22 protein-coding genes are annotated in these 25602 nt (G+C 72.8%); 6 read left to right on the top strand and 16 right to left on the bottom strand.

Going from position 1 to position 25602, the window contains the following annotated elements; all coding sequences use genetic code 11:
- Positions 1-65 precede the first annotated feature (65 nt).
- Entirely contained in the window at positions 66-224 is a 159-nt protein-coding gene (locus ACF07S_RS11385) for a hypothetical protein (protein ID WP_391964077.1), read from the top strand.
- Between the two features lie 6 nt (positions 225-230).
- Here ACF07S_RS11385 and ACF07S_RS11380 read toward each other — a convergent pair whose 3' ends face one another.
- The 7 genes from ACF07S_RS11380 to ACF07S_RS11350 all read right to left on the bottom strand — a co-directional run bounded on the left by ACF07S_RS11380 (position 231) and on the right by ACF07S_RS11350 (position 7936).
- Positions 231-1199, bottom strand: coding sequence for a cytochrome c oxidase assembly protein (locus ACF07S_RS11380; protein ID WP_391974067.1), 969 nt, complete (start codon positions 1197-1199; stop codon positions 231-233).
- Positions 1154-1564 (bottom strand): DUF2243 domain-containing protein, encoded by a 411-nt coding sequence (locus ACF07S_RS11375; protein ID WP_391964079.1) that lies wholly within the window; start codon positions 1562-1564, stop codon positions 1154-1156. The genes ACF07S_RS11380 and ACF07S_RS11375 overlap by 46 nt, the downstream gene beginning before the upstream one ends.
- 483 nt (positions 1565-2047) lie before the next feature.
- The gene (locus tag ACF07S_RS11370; RefSeq protein WP_391974066.1) at positions 2048-3604 is read right to left on the bottom strand and encodes a protein kinase; all 1557 of its coding nucleotides are present in this window, start codon (positions 3602-3604) and stop codon (positions 2048-2050) included.
- 347 nt (positions 3605-3951) lie between these two features.
- Complete coding sequence (locus ACF07S_RS11365; RefSeq protein ID WP_391974065.1) at positions 3952-6282, bottom strand: FdhF/YdeP family oxidoreductase; 2331 nt, start codon at positions 6280-6282, stop codon at positions 3952-3954.
- Positions 6283-6400: 118 nt separating this feature from the next.
- Positions 6401-6913 carry an SRPBCC family protein gene (locus tag ACF07S_RS11360; protein WP_391964082.1) on the bottom strand — a complete coding sequence of 171 codons (513 nt, stop codon included), beginning with the start codon at positions 6911-6913 and terminating at the stop codon, positions 6401-6403.
- Between the two features lie 232 nt (positions 6914-7145).
- On the bottom strand, positions 7146-7376 hold the full coding sequence (locus tag ACF07S_RS11355) for a DUF3072 domain-containing protein (RefSeq protein WP_391974064.1): 231 nt from the start codon (positions 7374-7376) through the stop codon (positions 7146-7148).
- A 167-nt stretch (positions 7377-7543) separates the two neighbouring features.
- The gene (locus ACF07S_RS11350; protein WP_391964084.1) at positions 7544-7936 is read right to left on the bottom strand and encodes a VOC family protein; all 393 of its coding nucleotides are present in this window, start codon (positions 7934-7936) and stop codon (positions 7544-7546) included.
- Between the two features lie 453 nt (positions 7937-8389).
- On the opposite strand from ACF07S_RS11350, the gene ACF07S_RS11345 reads away from it, so the two are divergent.
- Both ACF07S_RS11345 and ACF07S_RS11340 read left to right on the top strand, forming a co-directional pair.
- The gene (locus ACF07S_RS11345) at positions 8390-10114 is read left to right on the top strand and encodes a VanW family protein (protein ID WP_391974063.1); all 1725 of its coding nucleotides are present in this window, start codon (positions 8390-8392) and stop codon (positions 10112-10114) included.
- Positions 10115-10440: 326 nt separating this feature from the next.
- Positions 10441-11328 (top strand): septum formation family protein, encoded by an 888-nt coding sequence (locus ACF07S_RS11340; RefSeq protein ID WP_391974062.1) that lies wholly within the window; start codon positions 10441-10443, stop codon positions 11326-11328.
- A 166-nt stretch (positions 11329-11494) separates the two neighbouring features.
- Here the strand turns inward: ACF07S_RS11340 and ACF07S_RS11335 are convergent, their stop codons facing one another.
- Complete coding sequence (locus ACF07S_RS11335) at positions 11495-13030, bottom strand: glycoside hydrolase family 43 protein (RefSeq protein WP_391964088.1); 1536 nt, start codon at positions 13028-13030, stop codon at positions 11495-11497.
- Between the two features lie 258 nt (positions 13031-13288).
- Positions 13289-14086, bottom strand: coding sequence for an SDR family oxidoreductase (locus ACF07S_RS11330; RefSeq protein WP_391974061.1), 798 nt, complete (start codon positions 14084-14086; stop codon positions 13289-13291).
- Between the two features lie 177 nt (positions 14087-14263).
- Between ACF07S_RS11330 and ACF07S_RS11325 the strand changes: the two genes are divergently transcribed.
- Together ACF07S_RS11325 and ACF07S_RS11320 are read left to right on the top strand one after the other, a co-directional pair.
- Positions 14264-14569, top strand: coding sequence for a hypothetical protein (locus tag ACF07S_RS11325; RefSeq protein ID WP_391974060.1), 306 nt, complete (start codon positions 14264-14266; stop codon positions 14567-14569).
- Between the two features lie 350 nt (positions 14570-14919).
- Complete coding sequence (locus ACF07S_RS11320; RefSeq protein WP_391964091.1) at positions 14920-16305, top strand: MFS transporter; 1386 nt, start codon at positions 14920-14922, stop codon at positions 16303-16305.
- Between the two features lie 45 nt (positions 16306-16350).
- Here the strand turns inward: ACF07S_RS11320 and ACF07S_RS11315 are convergent, their stop codons facing one another.
- The 6 genes from ACF07S_RS11315 to ACF07S_RS11290 all read right to left on the bottom strand — a co-directional run bounded on the left by ACF07S_RS11315 (position 16351) and on the right by ACF07S_RS11290 (position 22877).
- Positions 16351-18342, bottom strand: coding sequence for a helix-turn-helix domain-containing protein (locus ACF07S_RS11315; RefSeq protein ID WP_391974059.1), 1992 nt, complete (start codon positions 18340-18342; stop codon positions 16351-16353).
- A gap of 87 nt (positions 18343-18429) precedes the next feature.
- A complete protein-coding gene (locus tag ACF07S_RS11310; protein WP_391964093.1) occupies positions 18430-19230 on the bottom strand; it encodes a 3-hydroxybutyrate dehydrogenase in 801 nt (266 codons plus the stop codon).
- 9 nt (positions 19231-19239) lie between these two features.
- Complete coding sequence (locus tag ACF07S_RS11305; protein WP_391964094.1) at positions 19240-19764, bottom strand: NUDIX domain-containing protein; 525 nt, start codon at positions 19762-19764, stop codon at positions 19240-19242.
- 56 nt (positions 19765-19820) lie between these two features.
- A complete protein-coding gene (gene lnt / locus ACF07S_RS11300) occupies positions 19821-21431 on the bottom strand; it encodes an apolipoprotein N-acyltransferase (protein ID WP_391974058.1) in 1611 nt (536 codons plus the stop codon).
- A 55-nt stretch (positions 21432-21486) separates the two neighbouring features.
- Positions 21487-22032, bottom strand: a complete 546-nt coding sequence (locus ACF07S_RS11295; RefSeq protein ID WP_391964096.1) for a hypothetical protein — start codon at positions 22030-22032, stop codon at positions 21487-21489.
- A gap of 50 nt (positions 22033-22082) precedes the next feature.
- Positions 22083-22877, bottom strand: a complete 795-nt coding sequence (locus ACF07S_RS11290) for a glutamate racemase (RefSeq protein WP_391964097.1) — start codon at positions 22875-22877, stop codon at positions 22083-22085.
- Between the two features lie 16 nt (positions 22878-22893).
- On the opposite strand from ACF07S_RS11290, the gene ACF07S_RS11285 reads away from it, so the two are divergent.
- Complete coding sequence (locus ACF07S_RS11285) at positions 22894-24111, top strand: glycosyltransferase (protein WP_391974057.1); 1218 nt, start codon at positions 22894-22896, stop codon at positions 24109-24111.
- A gap of 6 nt (positions 24112-24117) precedes the next feature.
- Here ACF07S_RS11285 and ACF07S_RS11280 read toward each other — a convergent pair whose 3' ends face one another.
- Entirely contained in the window at positions 24118-25377 is a 1260-nt protein-coding gene (locus ACF07S_RS11280; RefSeq protein ID WP_391974113.1) for a TerD family protein, read from the bottom strand.
- Positions 25378-25602: the final 225 nt, after the last annotated feature.

Below are 25602 nucleotides of genomic sequence, written 5' to 3'. Positions count from 1 at the left end.
GAAACGGCGGTGACCGCCGGCCCGGCCGGAACGCGCCGCCGCGGACCTGGTCCCGGCGCGAGCCGGTGGCCGACCTGCTCCACAAGGCGGTGTACGCGTTCACCACCGGAGCCGTCGCCGACGTCCTGGCCGCCCGTTCGGGCCCCGGTCCGGGGCAGCGTCACGCCGCGATGCGGTCCGGCCGCCACGCGGGCGCGGGGCCCCTGCCCCGCGGTCAGGCCTGAGGACGATCAGCGCCGCGCGAGGGGATCCCCCGCGCCGGGACCCTCTCCGTGAGGTGGGCCCCCTCCTCGGGAACGACCGGGCGCGGGCCCGGCCGGGGGAACTCCGCGGTACCCGTGCGGGGCGCCCGGAGCCCTGGTCCCGCCGGCACCACCGCGTACGGGCGATGCCGTTCGCCGGCCGCGCCGTCGTCCGGTGACCGCGTACCACCGGACGGCGAGAACCAGCGCGAGCACGACTTCGACCGCGTCGCCGCCGTAGTACATGACCTGGGCGCCCAGCCGCAGGTCGCGCGCCTCGAAGACGGAGCCCGGCGGACCGGCGGCGTACAGGCTCTTGGCCAGGACGGCGTGGGCCGCTCCCGCCGCGAGCAGCGTCGCCGCCCGCAGGGGCAGGCCCCACCGGCGGCGGACGGGCTCGAGCTGGCAGACGGCGAAGGAGAAGAGCAGGCCCGCAACCAGCAGGTGCAGGTCGGTCAACCGGCTGATGACGGGGTGGTGATGCGTCGCGGACAGCAGACCGGTGCGGTACAGCACCCACAGTCCGCCGATGTCCACGACGGCGGCTGCCGGCGGAAACAGCAGCCATCCGACGGGGGCGGAGTGCGCCACGCCCACCAGCCCCCGCCGGACGCGGCCGGGTGGCAGCACGCGCAGGGTGAGGGTGAGGGGACGCGCGATGACGAGCAGGACGGGACCGGCCATGGCGATGAGCAGATGACGGACCGAGTGCGCGGTGAACGGCCCGCCCGGGAGCCGGCCGCACAGCCCCCAGAGCAGCGCCGCTCCCCCGGCGGCGAAGGCACAGTCCCGTGCCCATGGCCAGGCGTCGCCGCGACGCCTCAGCCCCGCGGCGGCCAGGACGTACGCCGCGCAGATCAGGACGCACCCGAAGGCGGCCGCCGGCCCGAAGACCGGGGGCGGGCCGGCCGTCACGAGGACCGACGAGCGCGCCGCCCGGCGCGGACGACGAGCCACAGGCCGACCACGAGCAGGGCGAGGCCCGCCAGGTTCCACGCCCAGTCGTACGGGGTCACGTCGACGCCGTAGCGGATCTGGTGCAGGCGCAGCAGTTTGTGGTCGACGATCCCGTCGAAGAGCTGGAACGCGCCGGCGCCGAGGAGGAACCCGCCCCGGGCGTGTGCGGGCGACAGCGTACGGCGGCGCCTCAGGTCCGCGTAGAGGAAGAGGCCGGCGACCAGCGCCAGCAGCTCGGCGGTGTGCAGCAGGCCGTCGGAGACCAGGGCCGCGTCCGGGGTGGAGCGGTCGTAGAAGTGGTGCCAGTGCAGGATCTGGTGGAAGACGATCTCGTCCACGGCCGCCATGACGGCGGCACCGGTCATCGCGCACACGAGCAGCGATCGCCGGGGCTCCGTCCGTCCTGGTTCCGTCCACCGGTCACGGGTCCTCACGGTCTGCGTCCGCCTTTCGAACGGCTCGGCCTCCGCTCGCCTCCTACCCCGGGCCGGGCCGCGCACCGGTCCACCGGCGGATCGCGAACCCCACCCGGGGGCACGGGAGCGCGCGGGCCGCCGGAACACCCCGCTCCACGCGACGGGCACGGAGTCGGCCTCCAGTCTGTCCACCGGGGGCGCCCCCACGTCACCGCTCACGCCCGAAAGCCGTGCGGTTCCCCCTGCCGGGTCAACGGGCGGGGCGGCCTGCCCGCCCCGGTCCCCGGAACGAGGTGCCGTCCCCGGTCCGGCCGTCCCGCGGAATCCGGGAGTCGGCCGGGCACGTCCGGTCGTCCCCCGGACACGGTCGTGTGCGCCTTCGGCCCGCTCGGGAGCCGGGCTCCACGGCGCGGGGCCCGGGGGCCCGTCGTCCTACCGCTCGTTCCCCGGCGGTGGCCCGGTCCGGGTCTTCTTGGCCTCCTTGGCCTTCTCGGTCTCCTTGGCCTTCTCGGTCTCCTTCGATTCGCCGGGCGGTGCGTCGGGGGTCTCCGTCCTCGGCGTGTCAGCCGTCTCCGTGTCCGGCCCGCCCGACGTCCGGCCGCTCGGGGCGGCGCGTGAGCCGGAGTCCCGGGTCGGGGCCGCGATGCCGTGTGCGGCGGCGTCGGTGGCCGGTGCCCGGCTCGGGGTGGCCGGGGCGGGACGGGTGGTCCGTCCGGTCACGGCGTCGGCGTCCGGTTCCCGGCTCGGAGCGGTCGCGGCGTCACCGAGCGCTCCGGCGGAGGCGTCGCGGGAGGAGGACGACGGAGTCGCCGGTGTCGTGTCGTTCCTCGCCGCGGGGGTGTGCGGAGGGTCGGCCCGGAGGGAAGGACGGCTGACGGCCCGGGGCGGATCGGCCTCGTTTCCTTGGTCCGGGGAGCCGCCGGGAGCACCGAACGCGGTGACCACGGCGGCGGCGAGCGCGGCGGTTCCACCGGCGATCAGGACCCGGCCGCGCGTGGACGCGGTCCTCGGCCCGGCTGTGCCCGTGGCGGGCGACGAGCCCTTGTGGGTGCTGGTGCGGTCGGCCCCTCGTCCCGGCGTCCGCCCCCGGACGAGGCTCGTGTGGGCGGCCGTCGCCCCGGCCGTGGCCGATGCCGGAGCCGGAACGGGCACGGCTTGGGCTGTTCCCGCCAGGGCGGCCAGTCTTCGGGCGCACTCGCCCGCCGGGGGGCGGGCCCGGTCGTCCAGGGCGGTCATGTCCCGCAGCAGGGCCCGGAACTCCTCCGGCAGGGTGTCGGGCAGGGCGGGGGGACGGTGGAGCCGCGCGATCGCGGCCTCGAGCGGGGCTCCCTCGTACTCCAGCCTGCCGGTGAGGCATTCGAGGAGCACGAGACCGAGGGCGTAGATGTCGGCGGGCAGGCCGACGCGCCGGCCGAGCACCTGCTCGGGAGAGAGGTAGGCCGCGGTGCCGATGAGTGTGCCGGTGGCCGTGTGGGTGGTGGCGTCGAGCAGCCGGGAGATACCGAAGTCGGTCAGATGGGGGTTGCCGGACCCGTCCAGGATGATGTTGGACGGCTTGACGTCGCGGTGGATGATCCCCGCCTCGTGGGCGTGGGCCAGGGCCCGGGCCAGGCCGGCGCCGAGTACTGCGGTCTCTTCGAGGCGGAGGCGGCCCTCGGCGATGCGGCCCTTGAGGGTGGGGCCCTCGATCAGTTGCATGACGAGGTAGGCGCGGCCCTCGTGCCGTCCGGCGTCGTACGCGGTGACCAGCCCCGGGTGCTGCAGCCGGGCCAGGATCACCCCCTCGCTCTGGAAGCGCTCCTCCATGTCGGCGTCGGTACCGGTGCGGAAGATCTTGACCGCCACCGGCCGTCGCAACCTCAGGTCGAGTCCTCGGTGGACGTCGGCGGCACCGCCCGAGCCGATGAGCGCGTCCAGGCGATACCGTCCGGCGAGCACCTCGTCGGAGAACCGGGAAGCCAGTGCCAGAACCGACTCGTGGAGCCTCATCTCATCTCCCAATGCTTCGAAGAGGGGCCGTGCGGGCGCTCGACGTCACCGAGGGCGCCGGACACACGTACCCGGGAGACGCCGGGCTACCCGTCCCGGGAGGTGCCGGGCTACCCGTCCCGGGGGATCCCGGGTGGGTTCCGAGGTCGCCGGGGCCTCCTCGCGGCCGCGGCGCGGCCGTCGCGCACAACGGACGGCCCGTGCGCGAGGCCTCACCGGGGACCGGTGCGGGGATGCCCGCGTGGTGGTCCCGCTCACCGATGCGCCGTCCGCGACCCCCTGACGGGGCGGCCGGGCGGGGGCCGGATGTCCCACCGGTCGAAGGGGCGGGCACGTGCGTGCCGGAATCAGGCCGGGGATTCCTCTTCCGCCGCCGCACGGGCCCCCTCCCTGGGTTCCAGCCTCACCACGATCCCCTTCGACGTCGGCGTATTGCTCAGATAGGCCACGCTGTCCAGCGGCACCAGCACGTTCGTCTCCGGGTAGTAAGCCGCCGCACACCCCCGTGAGGTCGGGTAGCCGACCACCCGGAAGTCCTCCGCGCGGCGTTCGACCCCGTCCTTCCAGACGCCGACCAGGTCGACCGGCGCGCCCTCCTCCAAGCCGAGTTCGCGCATGTCGTTCCAGTTGACGAGGACGACGCGGCGCGAGCCGTGGATGCCGCGGTAACGGTCGTTGTCCGTGTACGGAACGGTGTTCCACTGGTCGTGGGAGCGCAGGCTCTGCAGGATCAGATGGCCGGGCGGGGCGGTCAGGGCCTCGAAGTCGTTGCGGCTGAAGAGGGCTTTGCCGGCGGGGGTGGGGAAGACGCCCTCGTTGACCGGGTTGGGCAGGCCGAAGCCGCCGGGGCGGCGGACGCGGGTGTTGAAGTCCTCGAAGCCGGGGACGACGCGGGAGATGTGGTCGCGGACGCAGTCGTAGTCGGCCTCGAAGCGCTCCCAGCGGACGGGGACCTTGTCGCCGAGGGTGCGGCGGGCCAGGCGGCTGAGGATGGCGACTTCGCTGAGGAGGTGTTTCGAGGCCGGCTCGAGGACGCCGCGGGAGGCATGGACCTGGCTCATGGAGTCCTCGACGGTGACGAACTGCTCACCGGTGGCCTGCACGTCCCGCTCGGTGCGGCCGAGGGTGGGCAGGATCAGGGCGGTCTCGCCGCACACGAGATGGGAGCGGTTGAGCTTGGTGGAGACGTGCGCGGTCAGCCGGCAGTTGCGCATGGCGGCCTCACCGACCCCGCTGTCCGGGATGGCGCGGACGAAGTTGCCGGCCAGTCCGAGGAAGACCTTGGCACGGCCGTCGCGCATGGCCCGGATGGAGTTGACGGAGTCCCAGCCGTGCTCGCGGGGCGGCTCGAAGTGGAACTCGCGGGCGAGGGCGTCGAGGAAGTGGTCCGGCATCCGCTCCCAGATGCCCATGGTCCGGTCGCCCTGCACATTGCTGTGGCCGCGCACGGGGCAGGCACCGGCGCCGGGCCGGCCGATGTTGCCGCGCAGCAGCAGGAAGTTGACCACCTCGCGGATGGTGGGCACACCGTGCCGGTGCTGGGTGAGGCCCATCGCCCAGCAGACGATCACACGCCTGCTCCCGAGGACCATGTCGCGCACTTCCTCGATCTGGGCGCGGGTCAGACCGGTGGCCTTCTCGACCTCGGGCCAGGAGACGGTGGCGCGCAGATGCCGGGCGAACTCCTCGAAGCCCTCGGTGTGGACGTCGATGAAGTCCCGGGCGAGGACGGTGCCGGGCGCGGCCTCCTCCGCCTCCAGGAGCAGGAGGTTGAGCGCCTGGAACAGGGCCAGGTCACCGCCGATCCTGATGTGGAGGAAGCGGTCGGCGATCTGTGTGCCGCGGCCGACGACGCCGCGGGGGCGCTGGGGCTGCTTGAAGCGGACCAGGCCCGCCTCGGGCAGGGGGTTGACGGCGACGATCCTGCCTCCGCGGCGCTTGCAGTTCTCCAGCGCGGACAGCATCCGGGGGTGGTTGGTGCCCGGGTTCTGGCCGACGGTCAGGATGAGGTCGGCGTGGTGGATGTCACGCAGCGACACGTCGCCCTTGCCGGTGCCGAGGGTCTCGTTGAGTGCGGTGCCGCTGGACTCGTGGCACATGTTGGAGCAGTCCGGCAGGTTGTTGGTACCGAACGCGCGGGCGAAGAGCTGCAGGACGAACGCGGCCTCGTTGCCGACGCGGCCTGAGGTGTAGAAGATCGCCTCGTTCGGGGAGTCCAGCGCCCTCAGCTCGTCGGCGAGCAGGTCGAGGGCGGCGCTCCAGCTGATGGGCTCGTAGTGGTCGGAGCCGGGCCGCTTGACCATGGGCCGGGTGAGGCGGCCCTGCTGGTTGAGCCACCGGTCGGACTTCCCGGCCAGCTCGCCGATCGAGTACCGGCGGAAGAAGTCGGGCGTGATGCGGCGCGAGGTGGCCTCGTCGTTGGTGTGCTTGGCACCGTTCTCGCAGTACTCGTTCCTGGGGCGGTGCCCCGGTTCGGGTTCGGGCCATGCGCAGCCGGGGCAGTCGAAGCCGCGGACCTGGTTGAGATTGAGCAGCGTGAGCCCCGTGCGCCGGGCCGACGTCTGCTCCAGGGAGTACTGCATCGCGTGGTACACCGCCGGTACGCCCGCGGCCCAGGTCTTGGGCGGGGTGACCTCGAGGCGGTCGTCGGTCGGTTCCTCGCTCGGCGGCTTCTGCACCGTGGTCTCCTCGCTCGTGTCCTGCGTCCCCTGTCCCCTGTCCCCCTGTGTGCTGTCCCGTGGCCGGTGTGCCGGGTACGACCGGCCGGCCCCTCGATCCCGCCCGCCGCTCGGCGGGTCAGCCGCTCGGCCAGGTCGGTACGTGGGGGCGGCTCCGGCCCTCGGTGGGCTGGACGTGGCCCTTGCTGATCTCGCCGCGCCAGGCGCCGGTCTCACGGCCCTGCCCCTCGGTGAAGTCCTTGAAGGACGTCAGAGCGGTGTGGACCACACGGCGGGCGAGGCCGAGCGTGGCCGACGCCCGCTCCACGATTCCCCGGGGCCGCAGGTCGACGCGCAGGGTCACCCGGCAGTGGCCGGCGTCGCGTTCCTCGAAGGTCGCCGTGCCGGTGTGCCGGGGTCCGTCGAGGACTTCCCAGCGGACCAGCCGGTCCGGGACCTGTTCCACGATCTCCGCGTCGTACTCGTACGTCCTCGGGCCGAACCGGGTCACCCAGTGGGTCACCGCCGCCTGGATCTGGTCGACGCGTTCGACGCCGTCCATGAAGCGGGGGAACGTTGTGAACTGCGTCCACTGGTTGTACGCCACACGGACCGGGACGCCGATGTCGACCGATTCCTCGATGATGCTCATGGACCTCGTGACCCTGCCCCTCTGCTCGCCGTGACCGGTGTCGCACAGCACGACACCGGGCGCACTCGCCCGCGCCATCGCGTACCCGGGAAGCACCGTTTCAGGCAGATCGACGGCCGCGTCCGCCGGGTCCGGGACGTCGGCGTCCCGGACCCGGCGGACGGCCCGGGGATCACGACCACGCAGGCGTGCACTCGCGCGGCCGGCACCGGGAGTGCTCCCCACGCCACCGTCAGGGGGGCGGTCCCGCTCCCGTCCCGTCGGGGGATCCCCCGCCCGTGCGGGGCGAGGCCCGCTGCAAGCGGTCGATCATCCGCGACGCCTCTGCCTTCGTCAGGTTCTCCGGGACCTCCTCGCCCGCCTCCCGGGCCAAGGTGCCCAGGTAGCTCAGCTGGGGACCGGTGGCCGGTTCGTCGCCGGTCGCCCAGTCCTCCACGTTCTTGGTCGGATCCGCATCACTCATGGTGTCCGGATACCCGCTTCGTCCGCCGTCTCCACACCGGTACCTCCGGCACCACGGACATCCGACCCGGTCGGAGGAGCGGCTCCGGCAGTACCGCGGGATCGGCAGGTGCCTCGGACAGGGGGAAGGGCCGGACGGTCCGTGCCGTACCGCTCGGCGGCCCCGGCTCAGTTCTCCTGGAGCACGGAGAGGACGTTGCCGGCCGGGTCGGTGAACCACGCGACCGCCGCGGGACCGCCGCCGCCGACCCGGACGATGCCCCTCTCGTCGTGGTCGAATCCCGCGTAGCGCTCCAGGGCGACGCCGCGCCGCTCCAGTTCGGCGACGGCGGCATCGATGTCGTCGACGGGGAAGTTGAGGATCGTGAACGTCGCGGGGGTGTGCGTCTCCTTCGGGTAGACGAAGACCTGCGCCCCGCTGCCGAGCGTGAGGGTCAGCATCCGCATGTCCCCCTGCCCGGTCTCCTCCGCCCGGAGGCCGAGGGTCTCGCCGTAGAACCGGCGGGCCTCGCCGAGGTCGTCGACCGAGAAGCCGCTGAACGCCTGCGCTTGACCGAACATGCTCCGTGTCTCCTCCTCGGGTGGGTTGTCCTGCACGTCTCAGGCCACACCACGCGCGTCCCCGCGCCGGGGCACGCCACGCGGGCGGCGGCCGGATGGTCGTACGCCCTTCACCCCGCCAGGAGACCGGCCCGCCCGGGAGGGGACCGCCCTGTACGCGGAACGTCGCGTTTCAGCCGGCGGACACCGGCTGGCGGCCGGCCGGTCCCAGCCCCAGCCCCAGCCCCAGCCCCCAGCCCCCAGCCCCCAGCCCACGGTCCACGGTCCACGGTCCACGGTCCACGGTCCAGTCGGCGGTGTGGGTGCTGCCCGGGAACGGGTCCCGCGGGTTCACAGCGGTCGACGTGACGTGGGATATACCCTTTGGCGCCCTTTTGTGCGTAGCTTGACCGACCGCTCTCGCACACAGTGCCGTGACATCGCGGGCACGTCACACGACCGTTCAGGAGACCCATGCGCCCCCGAATACTCTCCCTCCCGCCCCTCGCCCTGGCGGGCGGCGTGCTGACCGCAGGCGTCGGTGGTCTGTATCTCGCCGGGCTGCTGCTCATCGGCGGTGAGATCGAGGCGGGTACGACGGTGCGTGGCGTGGGCATCGCGGGCCTGACCCGCGAGGAGGCCACCCGGAAGCTGGAGCGGCACCTGGTGGCCGCCGGCCCGCCGAAGCTGGCGGTGAAGGTCGGCGACCGCACGGGCGCGGTCGATCCCCGGCAGACGGGGTTCACCTTCGACATCCGGGAAACCGTGGACCGGGCGGCGTCCACCGGCAGCGATCCGGTCAGCGTGATCGGCGGGCTGTTCCGCTCGGGCGGTGACATCGAGCCGGTCGTGCGGGTCGACGAGGACAAGGCCCGTGCCACCCTCGGGAAGCTGGCGCAGACGCTCGACCAGGAGGTCCGCGACGGCGCCGTCTCCTTCACCGACGGCCGTGTCGGGCAGACCGCCCCGCGCACCGGGTACGCGCTGAACGTGGACGCCGCGGTCGGCGCCCTGCGCACTCCCTTCCTGCGCGGCGCGGCGGGCTCGGTCACGGTGCTGCCCGTACGCGAGACCAGGCCGAAGGTCACGGAGGAACAGGTGCGGCGGGCGGTACGCGAGTTCGCGCAGCCGGCGATGTCGGCACCGGTCACGCTCACCGCGGGCGGCAAGCGGTTCACGATCACCCCGGCCGTGCTGGGCGAGTACCTGACGATGCGGCCGGACGACACCGGCAGGCTCATGCCGAAGCTCGACGGCGGGGGCCTGCGCGCCACGCCCGCGGTGGCCGACGCCCTGAGCGGCCTTCCCACCACTCCCCGGAACGCCCGGCTGGGGCTCGAGGGCGACAAGGCCGTGGTGGCCGCCGACGCCGAGCCCGGCGTGGAGGTCACCGGCAAGGCCCTGGGCAAGGCCGTCCTGCCCCTGCTCACCAGGTCGGGCACCGCCCGCACCGGCGCGGTGGACACGCGGCAGACCCAGCCGGAGATCACCCGCGAGAACGCGGCGCGCCTGGGGCTGACCGAGAAGATGTCCTCCTTCACCGTCGACTTCGAACCGGCCGCCTACCGCACGACGAACGTCGGCCGGGCCGTGGAACTCATCAACGGCTCCGTCGTCATGCCGAACGAGACCTGGAGCTTCAACCGGACCGTCGGCGAGCGCACCCGGGCCAACGGCTTCACCGAGGGCATCATGATCCTCGACGACCAGTACGCCAAGGCGCCCGGCGGCGGCGTCTCCGCCGTGGCCACGACCGTCTTCAACGCGATGTTCTTCGCCGGGGTCGAGCCCGTCGAGTACGGCGCCCACTCCTTCTACATCGAGCGCTACCCCGAGGGCCGTGAGGCGACGGTCGCCTGGGGCAGCCTGGACCTGAGGTTCACCAACGACTCCGGCAGGGCCATGTACATCCAGGCCGAGTCCACCGACACCTCGGTGACCGTCACCCTCATCGGCACGAAGAAGTACGACGGGATCACGTCGGTCAAGGGGCCGCGCAGCCATGTGCAGCAGCCGGCGAAGAAGGTGAGCACCGCCGAGAAGTGCGTGCCGCAGACTCCGCTCGAGGGCTTCGACGTCACCGTGGAGCGGGTCTTCCACGACGACGGCCGGGAAGTGAGGCGGGAACCGTTCCGCACGCACTACACCCCGCGTGACGAGATCATCTGCGAAGAGGCGCCGAGCAGGCGTAGGCCCTGAGGACGCACCCTCTCGGACACCGCCCGTTTCCACGAGGCCACCTGGCGGCAAGGCGGCAAGGGCGCGACGAGCCCGCGTTTCGCGGTGCCCGAGGTACGGCCGCCCGTGCGCACGTCCCTCCACGCTCGACAGCTCCCGGCTCCACAGCGGTGTCGCGGGGCCCCTCGAATCCCACCCGTGAGCAGCCCGGATACAACCTTCGCGGCCCTTCGCGAGTCGGAGACGCCGCGATGAGATGAGGTGAGGGCCTTCGCGCAACCGGGCCACAGGAATGGCATACGATGCGGGCGACCCTTATAAAGATCATATAAGAGGATGTACACGCCATGGCAATCCATGCCCCGTATCGTTCCCTTCGCGGCATACCCGCCGTTGCCGCCCTGCTCGCGATCGGCGCGGTGGGATGCTCGGGCGTCTCCGACGCCGTCGGCAGTGCCAAGGACGGCGCGAAGAAGGTGGCTCGCCAGCAATCCGTGTTCTCGCTGGACATCGGCGACTGCTACAACCCGAACGGCAAGGCCGAGGGGACGGCGTACGCCGTGGAGATCGTGCCCTGCAAGGAGGCGCACGAGGGTCAGGTCGTGGGCGGGTTCGCGATCGACGAGGGCAAGGAGTACCCCGGCGACGACGGGGTCTCGACGATCGCGGACAACCGCTGCCCGGTCGAGGCGCAGAAGTACGCCCCGGACACCTGGGCGCTCCCCAAGGGCGCCGCCCTCTCCTACTACACCCCGACCAAGGAGAGCTGGGCGACGGGTGACCGCGCGGTGAGCTGCACCTACACCATGGAGAAGGGCACGTTCAGCGGCTCGCTGGACACCGCGAAGTCCCTCGAGCCCGAGCAGACCACGTACCTCGAGGGTTCGAACGCGGTCTACGAGGCGCTGTGGGCGAACCAGCCCGAGAAGGACACCGTCGAGGACGACCTGGCCGGCTACAAGGCGCAGGCCGAGGCCGTCGCGGCCGCCCTCGACGCACACGTGGAGGGTCTGGACGGCATCGGGGGCACCGAGGTCGGCAGGCTCCGCGCGACGCTGACGAAGGCGGCCGGGAACTGGAGGAAGGCCGCGGACGCCGCCGACGCCGACGCGTTCTACATCGCCTACGACCCGGCGTTCACCGACATCGACCCGAACAAGTCGGTCGCCGCCCGCAAGGAACTGAGCCTCGCCACCACCGTCCCGGCCGACGAGGCCGAGGTGTGGGCGAGCTGACGCTCCGCCGGATCAGCGGGGGCCGTGCCCGTCAAGGACCCGGCCCCTGCTTCCCGGGACCTGTCCCGGTCCCGGGCCGGCCCGGGACGGGGCACGGCCTCGCGGCACCTGTGCCCGTGCGGGTGCCGCACGGGCACAGGTGTCGCACGCGGCCGCACGCCGAGCGTCAAGCGGGGGGCGCCGGGGCCGGGACGTACTCGAACCAGTCGAAGGCGACCGTGCCCTCGGTGGCGTACATACCGATCACACGGCCGGTGAAGCCGCAGGCGACCTCGGTGGACAGGTAGCGCCCGTCCAGTTCGACGAGCGGCCGGGCGTCCGGGGCGTCGGGATCGCCGAGCCAGAAGGCGACGGTGTCGGGGCCCGTGGTCCCGCCGTCGGTGAGTTCGGGCGACGCGGGCACGAGGTCGGACGTCCGGATCGCGACGGTGAGGGTCAGCGGCCCGGACCGGACCGGTCGGCTGACCACGGTCTGGCGCAGCGGACCGATCCGGGCAACGACGCCGGCCTCCCCGTTCCCGACCTCCAGTTCGTAGTGGTGGGCCTCGTCCAGGCGCACGCAAAGGCCGCCGCGTCCCGCACCTGCGTCGACCGCAGCGGTGACGCGGCAGTCGTGGTGCTGCTGGCGGCGGCCGACGAAGGTGTACCCGGGGCGGTCGAGGGTGGGGCCGGTGGCTCTGAGGACCAGCCGGCCAGGGCGCTCGGTGAGCGACCAGGAGCCCTCCGGGCGGGCGAACGGCGAGACCCAGTGCGGCGCGAGAGCGGAGTCCTCGAAGTCGTCGCGGGCGGGCAGGGCCGGAACGGGGTGCCAGGCACCGCCCGGGGCCGCGTGGCTCTCGGGAACGGGCGCGACGACGGGCCAGCCCTCCTCGTCCCACTCCACGGGGGTCAGGAACGTCTCGCGGCCGAGCACGTGCACGTCGGGCGTGAAGCCGCGGGGGCGGACGCCGAGCAGCACCATCCACCAACTGCCGTCGGGAGCGTCCACCAGGTCGGCGTGGCCGACGTTCTGGATGGAGCGGGCGGTACCGCTGTGGGACAGCAGGGGGTTGGCGGGTGCGCCCTCCCAGGGGCCGCGCGGCGAACGGCTGCGGGCGATGGACACGCTGTGGCCACGTTCCGTGCCGCCTTCCGCGATCAGCAGGTACCACCAGTCGCCGATGCGGTAGAGGTGCGGTGCCTCGGGATACTTGAGGCCGCTCCCCGACCACGTGGCGAAGGGCCCCTCCAGCACCTCACCCCCGACCGGGTCGATCCTGGCCATGCCGATGCCGCCCTCAGGTCCGGAGAAGGCGCACCAGCAGGTGCCGTCCTCCTCCCACGCCAGATCGGGGTCGATCCCGGACAGGCCGATCCACACCGGGTCGCTCCACGGCCCCTCGGGCTGCTCGGCCGAGACGACGAAGTTGCCGCCGCCGTCGACATTGGTGTTGATGACCCAGTAACGGCCGTCGTGGTGGCGGATCGTGGGGGCGTAGAGGCCGCCGGACGCCTTGGCGCCGGGGAGGGGCAGCGGCAGTTGCCCGGGCCGGTCGAGCACGTTGCCGATGTGCTCCCAGTGCACGAGGTCCTTGCTGTGGAAGAGCGGCAGCCCGGGGAAGTACTCGAAGCTGGAACACACCAGGTAGTAGTCGTCACCGACCCGGCACACGCTCGGATCGGGGTGGAACCCGCTGATCACGGGGTTGTCGTACGTATGCACAGCAACGTGTTCCCTTCGATCGGTGTGACGTCGCTCAGCGTTCGCCTTCCACGGAGGCTGGACAGCCGGCCGCCCCCTGTGGGAATTCTCGCTGTTCACCCTCGCGACCGAGCTTCCCGCCGCGATCCTCGCCCGGATGCTCGGCGTCCACATCAAGGTCGCCGTCCAGTGGCAGAAAGCATCGGCCGGGGACTGGGCCGCCTACGCCGCCGACGCCGCCGGCCGGAAGATCCCGTGAGTCTTGCCTCATGTGCTCGGCTACCCTAGACCGCCATTGCTCTGGAGAAGCTGGGCGTTGATCCATCCGCCCTCTGCCGAGCAGAGGAACGTGACCAGATTCGCGCAGTCCTGCGGCACACCGAGGCGTCCCAGGGGCGTGAATCGGATCATGTCCGCCTTTTGCTCTTCGGTCATCCACCCGGTGTCAGTCGGCCCGGGATTGATCGCGTTACAGGTCACTCCCAGATGGGCGAGCTCGCGGGCGGCGGCCAGCGTGATCCGGTCCATTGCCCCCTTGCTCGCCCCATAGGGCAGGTTGCCAGCGGTGTGGTCGCTGGTCAGGCTGACGATCCGCCCGCTTCCGTGCTGCCCGCGGAATCGCAGCCCGTACTCCCGGATCAGCAGCCACGTTGCCCGCGCGTTGACCGCGAAATGCCGGTCGAAGCTCTCCACCGTGGTGTCCAGCAAGCCGGAGTCGACCGACTCGCAGTGGCAGAGCACCAGCGCGGTGACGTTCCCCAGCTCCCGCTCGACGCTGTCGAAGAGCTGAGCCGGCACCGCCGGGTCGCTCAGGTCCGCCTCGACCGCAAGCGTTCTCGCCCCATGGAACGCTGCCTTCTTCCGCAGCTCTTCGGGCGCACCCGGCTCCATGCCCCACTGCATCCGCGCGTCATACGGAGTCCAGTACGTGAAGGCCACGTCCCAACCGGCCCGGGCCAGATTCAGTACCACGGACGCCGCGATCCCCGCCGAACGTCCCGCCCCCGTGACCAAGGCAAGCGGGCGCCCCGCCTCTCCCACGTCCTGCCGGCTCGCCACGCGCGTCTCACCAGTCATGATCCTCATCCTGGCGGTCCGCCCTTCACGCGGCACCCGATTTTCCCGGGCCCTGCCACGCTCACTCCCCTTGAGACGCGCAGACCCAGCCACCACAAGGCACACAAGGTGCGGAGCAGACAGGTACTCGGGCAGTTCCAATACCCGACTCCACCATCAGGCCGCTCGAAGGCCGACATGCTCGAAGTCCTCGATTACGAGAAGGGCCTGGCCTTGGCCGAGACCCTCACCGAGGCCGGCGAACGCCTCGCCGCCGGCGAGAAGGTCAGCGGCCCGGCCGCCGACCGCTACCGTGCCGCGGCCGCCGAGTTCTCCGACCGCTACGCCGGAATCCGCCTCGGACGACGCGAACCGCACCGCCGATCCCGCCAGCTGGGAGTACCGGGATCCGGACCGCTGGACCTGCGTCGGATCCGGCGACCGGGACATCCACGAGCTGGAGGAAGGCATGTGCGACGAGGAGCGGTGAACACCGCGTCCTGAAACACGGGCCCCGGCCGACTCCCGTCGGCCGGGGCCCTCGTACGTCCGGTGGAAGCCCACGGCCACCCGCACCGGCATCCCCGTAAGGCGCGAGCTGCGCAGTCGCCGCATCCTTCCGGTGATCTCCCGCATGGGCACCCTGGACATCGAGGGCCGCTCCGCGCCCCTGTTCAACGTGGCGAAGTCAGCCTTTCCGAGCCGCCGAAGCACCCTTTGACGAGCACGCATGGGGACAGCGCTCATAGCTCGTCCCCGAACTATGGTGGTCCACCACATACGTCTCTGACCTGCTGCTTCCTACGGTATGGCGACACGCAACCGTCCCCGTCACACCCCAGGAAGTGGTGCCGATGTCGTCGCCCGCAACCGCTCCACCAGCACCGAACAGCCTCAAGCGCATCGTCGCCGCGTCCCTCATCGGCACCACCATCGAGTGGTACGACTTCTTCCTCTACGGCTCCGCCGCCGCGCTCGTCTTCAACGAGCTGTTCTTCCCGGACTCCGACCCGCTCGTCGGCACGCTGCTGTCGTTCCTCACCTACGCCGTCGGATTCGCCGCGCGGCCGCTGGGCGCTCTGGTCTTCGGGCACTACGGGGACCGGCTCGGGCGCAAGAAGCTGCTGGTGCTGAGCCTGTTGATGATGGGCGGGGCCACGTTCGCGATCGGGCTGCTGCCCACGCACGCCACCATCGGCAGCCTCGCGCCCGTGCTGCTCACCGTGCTGCGGCTGGTGCAGGGTTTCGCGCTGGGCGGCGAGTGGGGTGGTGCCGTGCTGCTGGTGTCCGAACACGGGGACGCGCGGCGGCGCGGGTTCTGGGCCTCGTGGCCGCAGACCGGCGCGCCGGCGGGACAGTTGCTGGCCACCGGCGTGCTGTCGCTGCTGACCGCCGTGCTGTCGGACTCGGCCTTCGGGTCGTGGGGCTGGCGGATCCCGTTCCTGCTGTCCGGGGTTCTGGTGATCGTCGGTTTGTGGATTCGTCTGTCCGTCGACGAGTCGCCGGTGTTCAAGCAGGCTCTGCGGCAGGCCGAGGCCCGCACGTCGGACGCCGGCGCCGAACGGATGCCGGTCGTGGCGGTTCTGCGGCACCACTGGCGTGACGTGCTGGTGGCGATGGGGGCGCGGATGGCGGAGAACATCAGCTACTACGTGATCACCGCGTTCATTCTCGTGTACGCCACCACCTCGGCCGGTGTGTCGAAACAGACCGCGCTCAACGCCGTGCTCATCGCCTCGGCGTTCCACTTCGTCACCATCCCGGCCTGGGGTGCGCTGTCCGACCGGTGGGGCCGGCGTCCGGTGTATCTGATCGGCGCGGTGGGCGTGGGGCTGTGGATGTTCCCGTTCTTCGCGCTCATCGACACCGGCGGTTTCGGGAACCTGCTCCTCGCGGTGACCGTGGGCCTGGTGCTGCACGGGGCGATGTACGCGCCGCAGGCCGCCTTCTTCTCCGAGATGTTCGCGACCCGGATGCGCTACTCCGGTGCCTCCATCGGCGCCCAGTTCGCCTCCGTCGCGGCGGGCGCTCCGGCGCCGCTGATCGCCACCGCGCTGCTCTCCGACTACGGCAGCTCGACACCGATCGCGCTGTACGTCATCGCGGCGAGCCTGCTGACGGTCGTCGCCGTGGCGGCGGCCAAGGAGACCCGCCACCGTGACCTGGCGGAGGTCGCCCCGTCGGGTGACGCGGGTGGTGCGGCCGAGGCTCCCGCCGCGCAGGACGTGCGCACGGTCTGATCCGGTACGGCCCCGGCCCCCCGAACGCCCCGCGTGTACGGGGGGTCAGGTCCGCGGGGGTGGCCAGGTGCCCTCCGACAACCGGCGCAGGTGCAGGGCGAGCTGGATCTCCAGGGCCCGGGCCGGGCTCTGCCAGTCGTCGCCGAGGAGGCGGCCGACGCGTTCCAGCCGCTGGGCGACCGTGTTGACGTGGACGTGGAGTTCGTCCTTGGTGCGGGTGGGGCTCATGCCGCAGGAGAAGTAGGCGTCGAGGGTGCGCAGCAGTTCGGTGCCGCGTCGTTCGTCGTACGCCACGACCTGGCCGATGGTGCGGTCGACGAAGCCGGCGATGTCCCGCTCGCCGGCCAGCAGCAGCCCCAGGAAGCCGAAGTCCTCGGCCGCCGAGCCGTCACCGGAGCGGCCCAGCAGCCGCAGGGCGTCGAGGCAGCGCCGGGCCTCCGTGTAGGCCGCCGCCACGGTGTCGGGCCGGGCGGTGAGGTGTTCGACCGGGGCGGACGCGCCGACGGTGACCGGTTCGTGGACGGCCGCGCCCAGGTGCCGGGCGGTGCGGCGGGCCAGGTCGGTGGCGGTGTCCCCGGGGGGCAGGGGAAGCAGCAGGACCGTGCCGCCGTCGCGTGCGGCGGCGAGGCCCTGCCGGGTGGCCGCGAGGTGCGAGGCCGCGGCCCACAGCCGTCTGCGGGCATCGGCCTCCTCGTCGGCGTCGGCCGTGCCGCCTTCCAGGCGGGCGGCGAGTACGGCGTGGGTGGCGTCGAGGTCGGCGCGCAGCCGGGCCGCTCGCTCGCGCAGCAGGCGCGGGTCCCGGTCGCGGGCGTCGAGCAGGTCGTCGAGCAGTTCGCCGCGGACGCGCTGTTCGGCCTCCGCGGCGGAGCGACGGGCGAGCAGCAGCAACGAGGTGACCATGGCCGCGCGTTCCAGCGTGCGCTGGTCGACGGGGTCGAGGCCGGGGTGGCCGCGCAGCACGAGTGCGCCGAGGAGCTCACCGCCGGCGGCCACGGCGGCGATCCAGTCGTCCCGGTGCCGTACCGCGTGGCCTTCCGCCCGCGAGGATTCCAGGGCCCGGGCGGGCGCCGCTGCGGCCTCGGTGAACTCCACCGTGCCGTCCAGGACCTGGGAGACGGCGGCCGCCACGTCGTGCACTCCGCCGCCGCGCAGGACCAGCTCGGCCAGCCGGTCGTGCACGTCCGAGGCGCGTTCGATGACGGCGCTGCGGTCCTGGATGATCTCGTTGGCGTGCTCCAGGCCGGCGAGGGCCGAGCGGGTTTCGGCGAGCAGGTTGGCGGTGTCGATGGCGGCGGCCGCGAGGGCGGCGAAGGAGCCGAGCAGGGCGATCTGTTCGCGTTCGAAGACCCTGGACCGCCGGTCCGCGGCGAACAGGACGCCGATGACGTGGTGCCCGAGCATCAGGGGCACCCCGAGGATGGCGACGAGCCCTTCGTCCCGCACGCCGGCGTCGATGGTGCGGGTGTGCTGGAAGCGGTCGTCGCGGAAGTAGTCGTCGGTGACGTAGGGGCGGGCGGTCTGGGCGACCAGGCCGCCGAGCCCTTCGCCCATGCCCAGGCGCAGTTGCTGGAACCGGGCGGCGACCGAGCCCTCGGTGACCCGCATGTAGGTGTCGCCCCTGGCCGGGTCGTTGAGGCTGAGGTAGGCGACGTCGGTGCCGAGCAGCGAGCGGGCGCGCTGCACGATCGCCTGGAGCACGGCGTCCAGGTCGCGCAGCCCGGCGAGATCGTGCGCGGTCTCGAAGAGCGCGGACAGCTCGGCCTCGCGGCGGCGGCGTCCCTCCAGCTCCGCCCGCACGCGCAGGGCGAGCGCCCGGGCCTGCTGGAGCGCGGCGATCCGCTCGGGGGGCAGTCCTTCGGCGCGGGCGAGCAGCACCGGCTGCTCGTAGGCATCGGCGGACGCGCCGCGGGCCAGCAGCTCCAGGTACGGCGTCTCGGCACTGCCGGAGCGGGGACGGGCGCCGGAGGGGGCCCGGCCCGGCGCTCCGGCGGGGGCGGGGGCGTTCCGCTCGGCGGACCGCAGGTGATCGCGGGACATGCCCACAGGATTCCTCATGCCCCGGCCTCCCCGTCAGACCTGTGGAGAACTCTCCCGGCCGACGGCCGGCCGTCGGCGGCCGATGCCTCAGTGCGCGGTCCAGCCGCCGTCCAGGACCAGTGAGGTGCCGGTGATGAACGACGCCTGGGGACCGCACAGGTAGGCCACCGCTTCGGCGACCTCCTGCGGTTCGATGAGCCGCTTGACGGCGCTGTCCTGCAGAAGCACCTCGGACAGGACGCGGTCCCGGGGGATGGAGTGCGCGCGGGCCTGGTCGGCGATCTGCCGCTCGACCAGTGGTGTGCGCACATAGGCGGGGTTCACACAGTTGGACGTGACGCCGTGGGGTGCGCCTTCGAGAGCGGTGGTCTTGGACAGCCCCTCGAGGCCGTGTTTGGCTGCCACATAGGCGGACTTATAGGCCGAGGCGCGCAGACCATGGACCGAGGACACATTGACGATGCGGCCCCATCCCTGGCCGTACATGTGGGGCAGGGCTCCGCGGATGAGCCGGAAGGGCGCCTCGAGCATCACGGTGAGCACCGTGTGGAAGACGTCGGGCGGGAATTCCTCGATGGGCCGGACCAGCTGGAGTCCGGCGTTGTTGACCAGCACGTCGGTACCGGCGGCGGCGAGTTCGGCGGCGTCCAGGTCGGTGAGGTCGAGGACGTGCGCTTCGACGGTGCCGCCGAGTTCCCGGGCCGCCTCGGTGAGGGCCGCCAGTCCCGTGGCGTCCCGGTCGACGGCTCTCACCTCGGCCCCGGCCGCGGCGAGCCGCAGCGCGCAGGCGCGGCCGATGCCGCCGGCGGCGCCGGTGACGAGGGCGGTGCGGCCACCGAGGTCGAGCGAGGGGGTGCGGGGGGCCGGAAGGGCGGGGGGCGCGGTCATGGGTCGACCCTAGGCAGCCCCCCTGGGTTCCCCCATATGGTCGAGCCCTACAGTCCAGCCACTTCCAGTGGTGTCGAACCATGTGGGTGCGTCCGACACGGCCTGCTTGATCTGGAAGCGCGCGAACTCGTTCAGCTCCGGCAGTGCGTCCACGGCGAACCAGCCCACATCCAGCGACTCGTCGTCGTTGACCCTGGCCTCACCACCGACCGCACGGCAGTGGAGGGTGATGTCCATGTACTGGCAGACGTCACCGTTGTCGTACGTCACCGGGGCCAGCGCCTGGACCGAGACGACCCGCTCGACGACGCAGCGGACCGCGGTCTCCTCCTCGACCTCCCGCACGGCGCAGGCCGCGGGCTGCTCCCCCGGCTCCGGGATGCCTCCGATCACCGACCACCCGCGGGTGTCGGACCGCCGGTGCAGCAGTACCCGGCCCTCGTCGTCGAAGACGAGGGCGGTGACCCCGGGCAGCCACAACAGCTGATGACCGGCGGAGGCGCGCAGCGTGCGGATGAAGTCGGGAGTAGCCATGCCCCGACCCTAACCGGCCCGTCGTGGTGCTCGCCCGCACCGGGGACGGCGTACGTCTACACGTCACCGGCACGTCGCCCGCGCACCCCGCGGGCGACGGCCCAGCCCAGACCGCCCACGGCGACGAGGACGAGGACGGTCTCCGGGAGGATTCCGAGGCGGGTCGCGGGAGTCCGCGAGGAGCGCAGCGGCACCTCCTGCACCAGCGAGTCGGCGACGAACATGCCGGTTCTCTGCGTGATCCTCCCGTCGGGCATGATGACCGCGCTGACCCCGCTGGTCACCGGCACGGTGACGGCGCGGCCGTGCTCCACGGCGCGCACCCGGGACATGGCGAGCTGCTGGTAGGTCATCTCGCTGCGGCCGAAGGTGGCGTTGTTGCTGGGCACCGAGATGAGCTGCGCGCCGGCGGTGACCGTGTCGCGCACCGCCCAGTCGAAGGCGGCCTCGTAGCAGGTGACCAGGCCGACCTCGGCGCCGTTCATGCGGAACACGCCGGGCTCGCCGCCCCGGCTGAAGTCCTGGCGGACCATCGACGTCCAGTCGTCGTTGACCGCCCCCACGAGCGAGCGCAGCGGGAGGTACTCGCCGAACGGCTGGATCTGCCGTTTGTCGTAGGTGTCGACGGGGCCCTTCGCCGGGTCCCACAGGATCTGCTCGTTGAGCAGCCTGCCGTCCCTGGCGACCACGCCGCCGACCGAGATCGGCGCGCCGATGGCCTTGGCCGCCTTGTCGATGACGGCGCGCGCGTCGTCGTTGGTGAAGGGGTCGATGTCGGAGGAGTTCTCCGGCCACAGCACGATGTCCGGCCGCTCGGCCGTGCCGGCCGCGACCTCGGCGGCCAGCCGCTCCGTCTCGCGCGCGTGGTGGTCGAGGACGGCGCGCCGCTGCGCGTTGAAGTCGAGACCCAGGCGAGGCACGTTGCCCTGGACGACCGCGACGGTCACGGTGCCCGTCTCGGCCTTGTCACCGACCAGCGTCCGGGCCGCGAAGGCCGCCACCAGCGGGACGGCGACGCTCAGCACACCGACGGCCGCCGCGGCCCACCGCACGGTTTCGGCGCGGCGGGCCCGCACAACTGTCCGCGCGATCTCGTGGAGGCCGAAGCCGCACAGCACGACGGCGAAACCGAGCACCGGGGTGCCACCGAGCGCGGCGAGCGGCAGGAAGACACCGTCCGCCTGACCGAACGCGGTCTTGCCCCAGGGGAAGCCGCTGAACGGCACGCGGGCGCGTGCCGCCTCGCCGGCGATCCACAGCGCCGCCGCCCACACCGGCGACCCGGGCAGCTTCGACACCGCGGCCGCACCGGCGCCGGCCAGCGCGACGAAGGCCGCCTCGATCACCACGAGGGCGATCCACGGCCCGGGGCCGACCTCCACACCGGTCCACACCAGCAGGGGCAGCAGGAAGCCGAGGCCGAAGAGATAGCCCAGACCGAGTCCCGCCCTCCAGCTCCGGCCGCGCAGCACCCAGCCGAAGACGGCGAAGGCGGGCAGGGCCAGCCACCACAGGGTGCGCGGCGGGAAGCTGACGTAGAGGAGCAGGCCCGAGAGCGCGGCTGCGGCGGCCGGGAAGAGGCGCGCGAGCCGCCTGCCGCGCGCCGTGGGCACGCTCTGCGGCGGCATCGGGTCCGACTCGCCGACGGAGGTTGCGGTGACGGTCACTCCGGGAGTCTACGGCGCGTGACCTGGCGGCCGGCAGGACGGTCGTGCGGGGGGCTCAGTGTTCCGCGTCCGGCCCGCGGGGGCGGAGGCGGTCGCGGATGACGCGCACCGCCGCCTCCGCGTCGTCCACGGTGACCGTGAAGGTGTGGCCGTCCCACAGGCGCAGGACGACGCCCTCGCCGCGGCGCACGACGACCGCCGTGCCCTTCTCGGGCCGCCAGCGGTAACCCCAGCCGCCCCAATGGCGCGGGGTGACGTGCGGGGCGAACTCCGCGCCGGCGACGTGCGACAGCGGGATGCGGCGGCGCGGCACGCCGATGTGGCCGCAGCGCACCTCCAGGTGGTCCTCGTCGACCCGCAGCGCGACGTGGACGAAGGCGAGGGTGCCGAAGAGGACCAGCAGCCCGGCGGCGATGCATCCGACGACGGCCATGACCAGGGGCGCGACGCCGTTCGTCCACGCGGAGCCGGCCGCCAGCGCGATGCCGAGCGCCATGCAGGCGGCGCCGATCAGCGAAAGCAACCACTGGAGGCGGTTGGTCGCGCGACCGGTCCAGACCTCGGGGCAGGGGGCATGGGCGCCGTGGCGGTCGTCCCTCATACAGTCGAGACTACTCAGGATGCGCGCGGCGGGTCCCGTGCGGCGAAGCGTTACTGCGCCGTCCGGGCGGGAGTGGCCTCCCGGAGCAGCCTGCCTTCCGCGTACGTGAGCGCGGCCTCGGGCAGCGCGCCCTCCCGTCCGCTCAGCAGCACCGTCAGGGTGCCGCTCGCCGGCACCTCGGGGGCGGGGTGCCCGCCGAGGCGGCGCAGGGCCTGCGCGGCCACCGCTCCGGCCGAGCCGTGCAGGGCGAGCGGCGGGCGGCCTGGGCGTTGCACGGCGGCCCGGATGCGCTCGGCGACCAGTTCGTAATGGGTGCAGCCGAGGACGACGGTCGTGACATCGTCCGGGGTGAGTTCGGCGGCAGCGGCGACCGCGGCGTCGATCGCCGTCTCGTCCGCCCGCTCCACGGCCTCGGCCAGCCCCCAGCACGGCACTTCGGCCACGGTCACGCCGTCGGCGAAGTTCTCGATCAGGTCGCGCTGGTAGGGGCTGCCGGTCGTGGCCGGTGTGGCCCAGATCGCCAGCGGTCCGCCGCCGGCCGCGGCCGGCTTGATCGCCGGGACGGTGCCGATGACCGGCAGTCCCGGTTCGAGGCAGGCCCGCAGGGCGGTGAGGGCGTGCACCGTGGCGGTGTTGCAGCCGACGATCAGCGCGTCGGGGCGGTGTGCGGCCGCCGCCTTCGCGACGGCGAGGGCGCGCTCGGTGAGGTCCCGCGGTGTCCTGGGTCCCCAGGGCATCCCGTCGGGGTCGAGGGAGAGGACGAGATCGGCGTCGGGGCGGAGACGCCGTACCGCGGCGGTGGCCGCCAGCAGACCGATTCCGGAGTCCATGAGCGCGATCTTCACCCGGCCACGATAGACGATGAGCCGCTTCGGGCCCGCCCCGTGGGGCAGACTGCGGCACGTGAGCGCCGTTGTGTGGAGTGCCGCCGGATCACTCGCCGCCTGGTCGTGGCTGCTGCTCTGCCAGGGCTGGTTCTGGCGTACGGACGTCCGGCTTCCGCCGCTGCGGGAGCCGCGGGAGTGGCCGCCGGTGTGCGTCGTCGTCCCCGCGCGTGACGAGGCGTCCGTGCTGCCCTCGAGCCTGCCGTCGGTGCTCGCCCAGGACTATCCGGGCCGGGCCGAGGTCTTCCTCGTCGACGACGGCAGCACGGACGGCACGGCGGCGCTGGCGCGCGAGCTCGCGCGCCGGCACGGCGGGCTGCCGCTCACCGTGGGCTCCCCGGGCGAGCCGCCGCCCGGCTGGACCGGCAAGCTGTGGGCGGTGCGCCACGGCATCGGCCTGGCACGCGCGCGTGGTCCCGAGTACCTGCTGCTGACGGACGCCGACATCGCGCACGCCCCGGACAGTCTGCGCCGGCTGGTGGCGGCCGCGCGCGCCGGGACGTACGACGTCGTGTCGCAGATGGCGCGGCTGCGGGTGGAGAGCCGCTGGGAACGACTGGTCGTACCGGCCTTCGTCTACTTCTTCGCGCAGCTGTACCCGTTCCGCAGGATCGGCAGGGAGGGGTCCCGGACGGCCGCCGCGGCCGGCGGCTGTGTGCTGCTGCGCGCCGAGGCCGCCGAGCGGGCGCGTGTCCCGGAGGCGATCCGGGGTGCCGTCATCGACGACGTGGCCCTCGCCCGCGCGGTCAAGCGCGGCGGCGGACGCCTCTGGCTGGGCCTGGCGGACCGGGTCGACAGCGTGCGTCCGTATCCGCGGCTGGGCGATCTGTGGCGCATGGTCTCGCGCAGCGCGTACGCGCAGCTGCGGCACAGCCCGCCGCTGCTGGCCGGCACGGTCGCCGGGCTGGTGCTGGTGTATCTGGTGCCGCCCGTCGCGGCGGTCACGGGCGCGGTGGCGGGGAGCCCGGTCACGGGTGGCCTGGGTGCGGCGGCCTGGCTGGTGATGGCGGGGACGTACGTGCCGATGCTCCGCTACTACCGGCAGCCGGTGTGGCTCGCTCCGCTGCTGCCGTTCACCGCGTTGCTGTACCTCCTGATGACGGTGGACTCGGCCGTGCGGCACCACCGGGGGCACGGTGCGGCGTGGAAGGGCCGCACCTACGCGCGTCCCGGCGCCGTGCCGGAGGAGGGCTGACCGTCCTCACTTGCGGCCCGGGGTCCAGTTCATGCCCCAGCCGTAGGCGTGGTCGACGGTGCGCTGCGGGCTCACCCCCCGTTCCGGGACCAGGTAGCGCGCCTCGCGCCGGACGACCAGTTCGCCGCCGCCGGTGTTGGTGATCAGGGCGAGCGCGCACACCGTCGAGGGGACGGTGCACTCGTCGAGCGAGAAGTCGACCGGTGCGCCGTGCTGCGGCCGCAGGGTGACCGTGGCGTTCAGGTCGGCGAAGGAGCGGGCGCCCTCGTAGATGGTGACGAAGACCAGGATGCGCCGGAAGAACTGCTTGTGGTCGAGGCTGACGGTGAGGTTCTCGCCGGTCGTCACGGCACCCGTGCGGTCGTCGCCGTCGAGGTGGATGAACGGGGGCTGGTGCAGCGCCCCGAAGGCGTTGCCGAGCGCCTGGACGACGCCCTTGCTGCCGTCGGTGAGCTCGTACAGGGCGCACAGGTCGAGGTCGAGGTCGGAGTGCATGGCGACCGGGCGGCCCAGCTTGCCGGCCCATCCCGAGAACTGCTTGCGCACCTGCCAGTTGAGGTTGACGTGCAGAGCGCCCGAGGTGCCGCCCTGCTTGGTCAGCGAGACCGAGGGGGCCGCCTTGGTGAGCGTCACCTTGGTCAGCCGGACCGGCGGGGCGGCCGGCGGGGCCGCGGGGGGCGGGGGCGCGGTGACCGGGGCGGCGACGGGCGCGACCGCGGCCGCCGGGGCGGTCGGGGTGGTGTGCTGCGGCCGGTCCACGGTGATGCCGTAGTCGGTGGCGAGGCCCTCGAGGCCGCTGCTGTAGCCCTGGCCGACGGCGCGGAACTTCCAGGCGCCCTGGCGCCGGTAGAACTCGCCGAGGACGAACGCCGTCTCGGTGGTGGCGCCCGCGCTGTCGAAACGGGCCGCCACGGTGCCGTCACCGGCGTCCCTGACCTCGACGTACAGCTCCGGGACCTGTCCGAAGGCGCCGCCGTCGCAGGAGGCGGCCAGGAGCACGGTCTCGATGCCGGGCTCCACGCGCGTGAGGTCGACGAGCAGGGTGTCGGTGACCCGGCCGCCGGTGTCCCGTTTGCCCTCGTGCCGGACCGCGCCGGAGGAGTGGGCGGGCTGGTTGTAGAAGACGAAGTCGCTGTCGGAGCGGACCCTCCCGCCGGTCAGCAGGAGCGCCGAGGCGTCCGCGTCGGGGACCCCGGGACCGGAGCGCCAGCCCACGTCCGCCCGCAGTGCCGTACTCGGCACCGGTGTGTTCGATCCTTTCGGCATCGACATGTCCGCCCCCATCACGGGTCGCCGCGCCGGGCAGGGTCCCGGCATCCGTCGGTTCTCGTCCGCACAACCTAATCCCCCGGGTACGGAACTCCCACGGGAGTACGCGGGTTGCCGGCCGCCGACCAGCCGGTAACCCGCCCGGAACTCGCCCTTTACACGAATTACCCCTGACGAATTGCCCTCTTCGCCCACATTCACTCGTATTGGGGAACCCCGGTC

The organism is Streptomyces sp. NPDC016640 (genome assembly GCF_043076215.1).
Taxonomy (GTDB): Bacteria; Actinomycetota; Actinomycetes; order Streptomycetales; family Streptomycetaceae; genus Streptomyces.
Note: the sequence above shows the minus strand (reverse complement) of the source record. Positions and strands in the feature narration are given on the sequence as shown.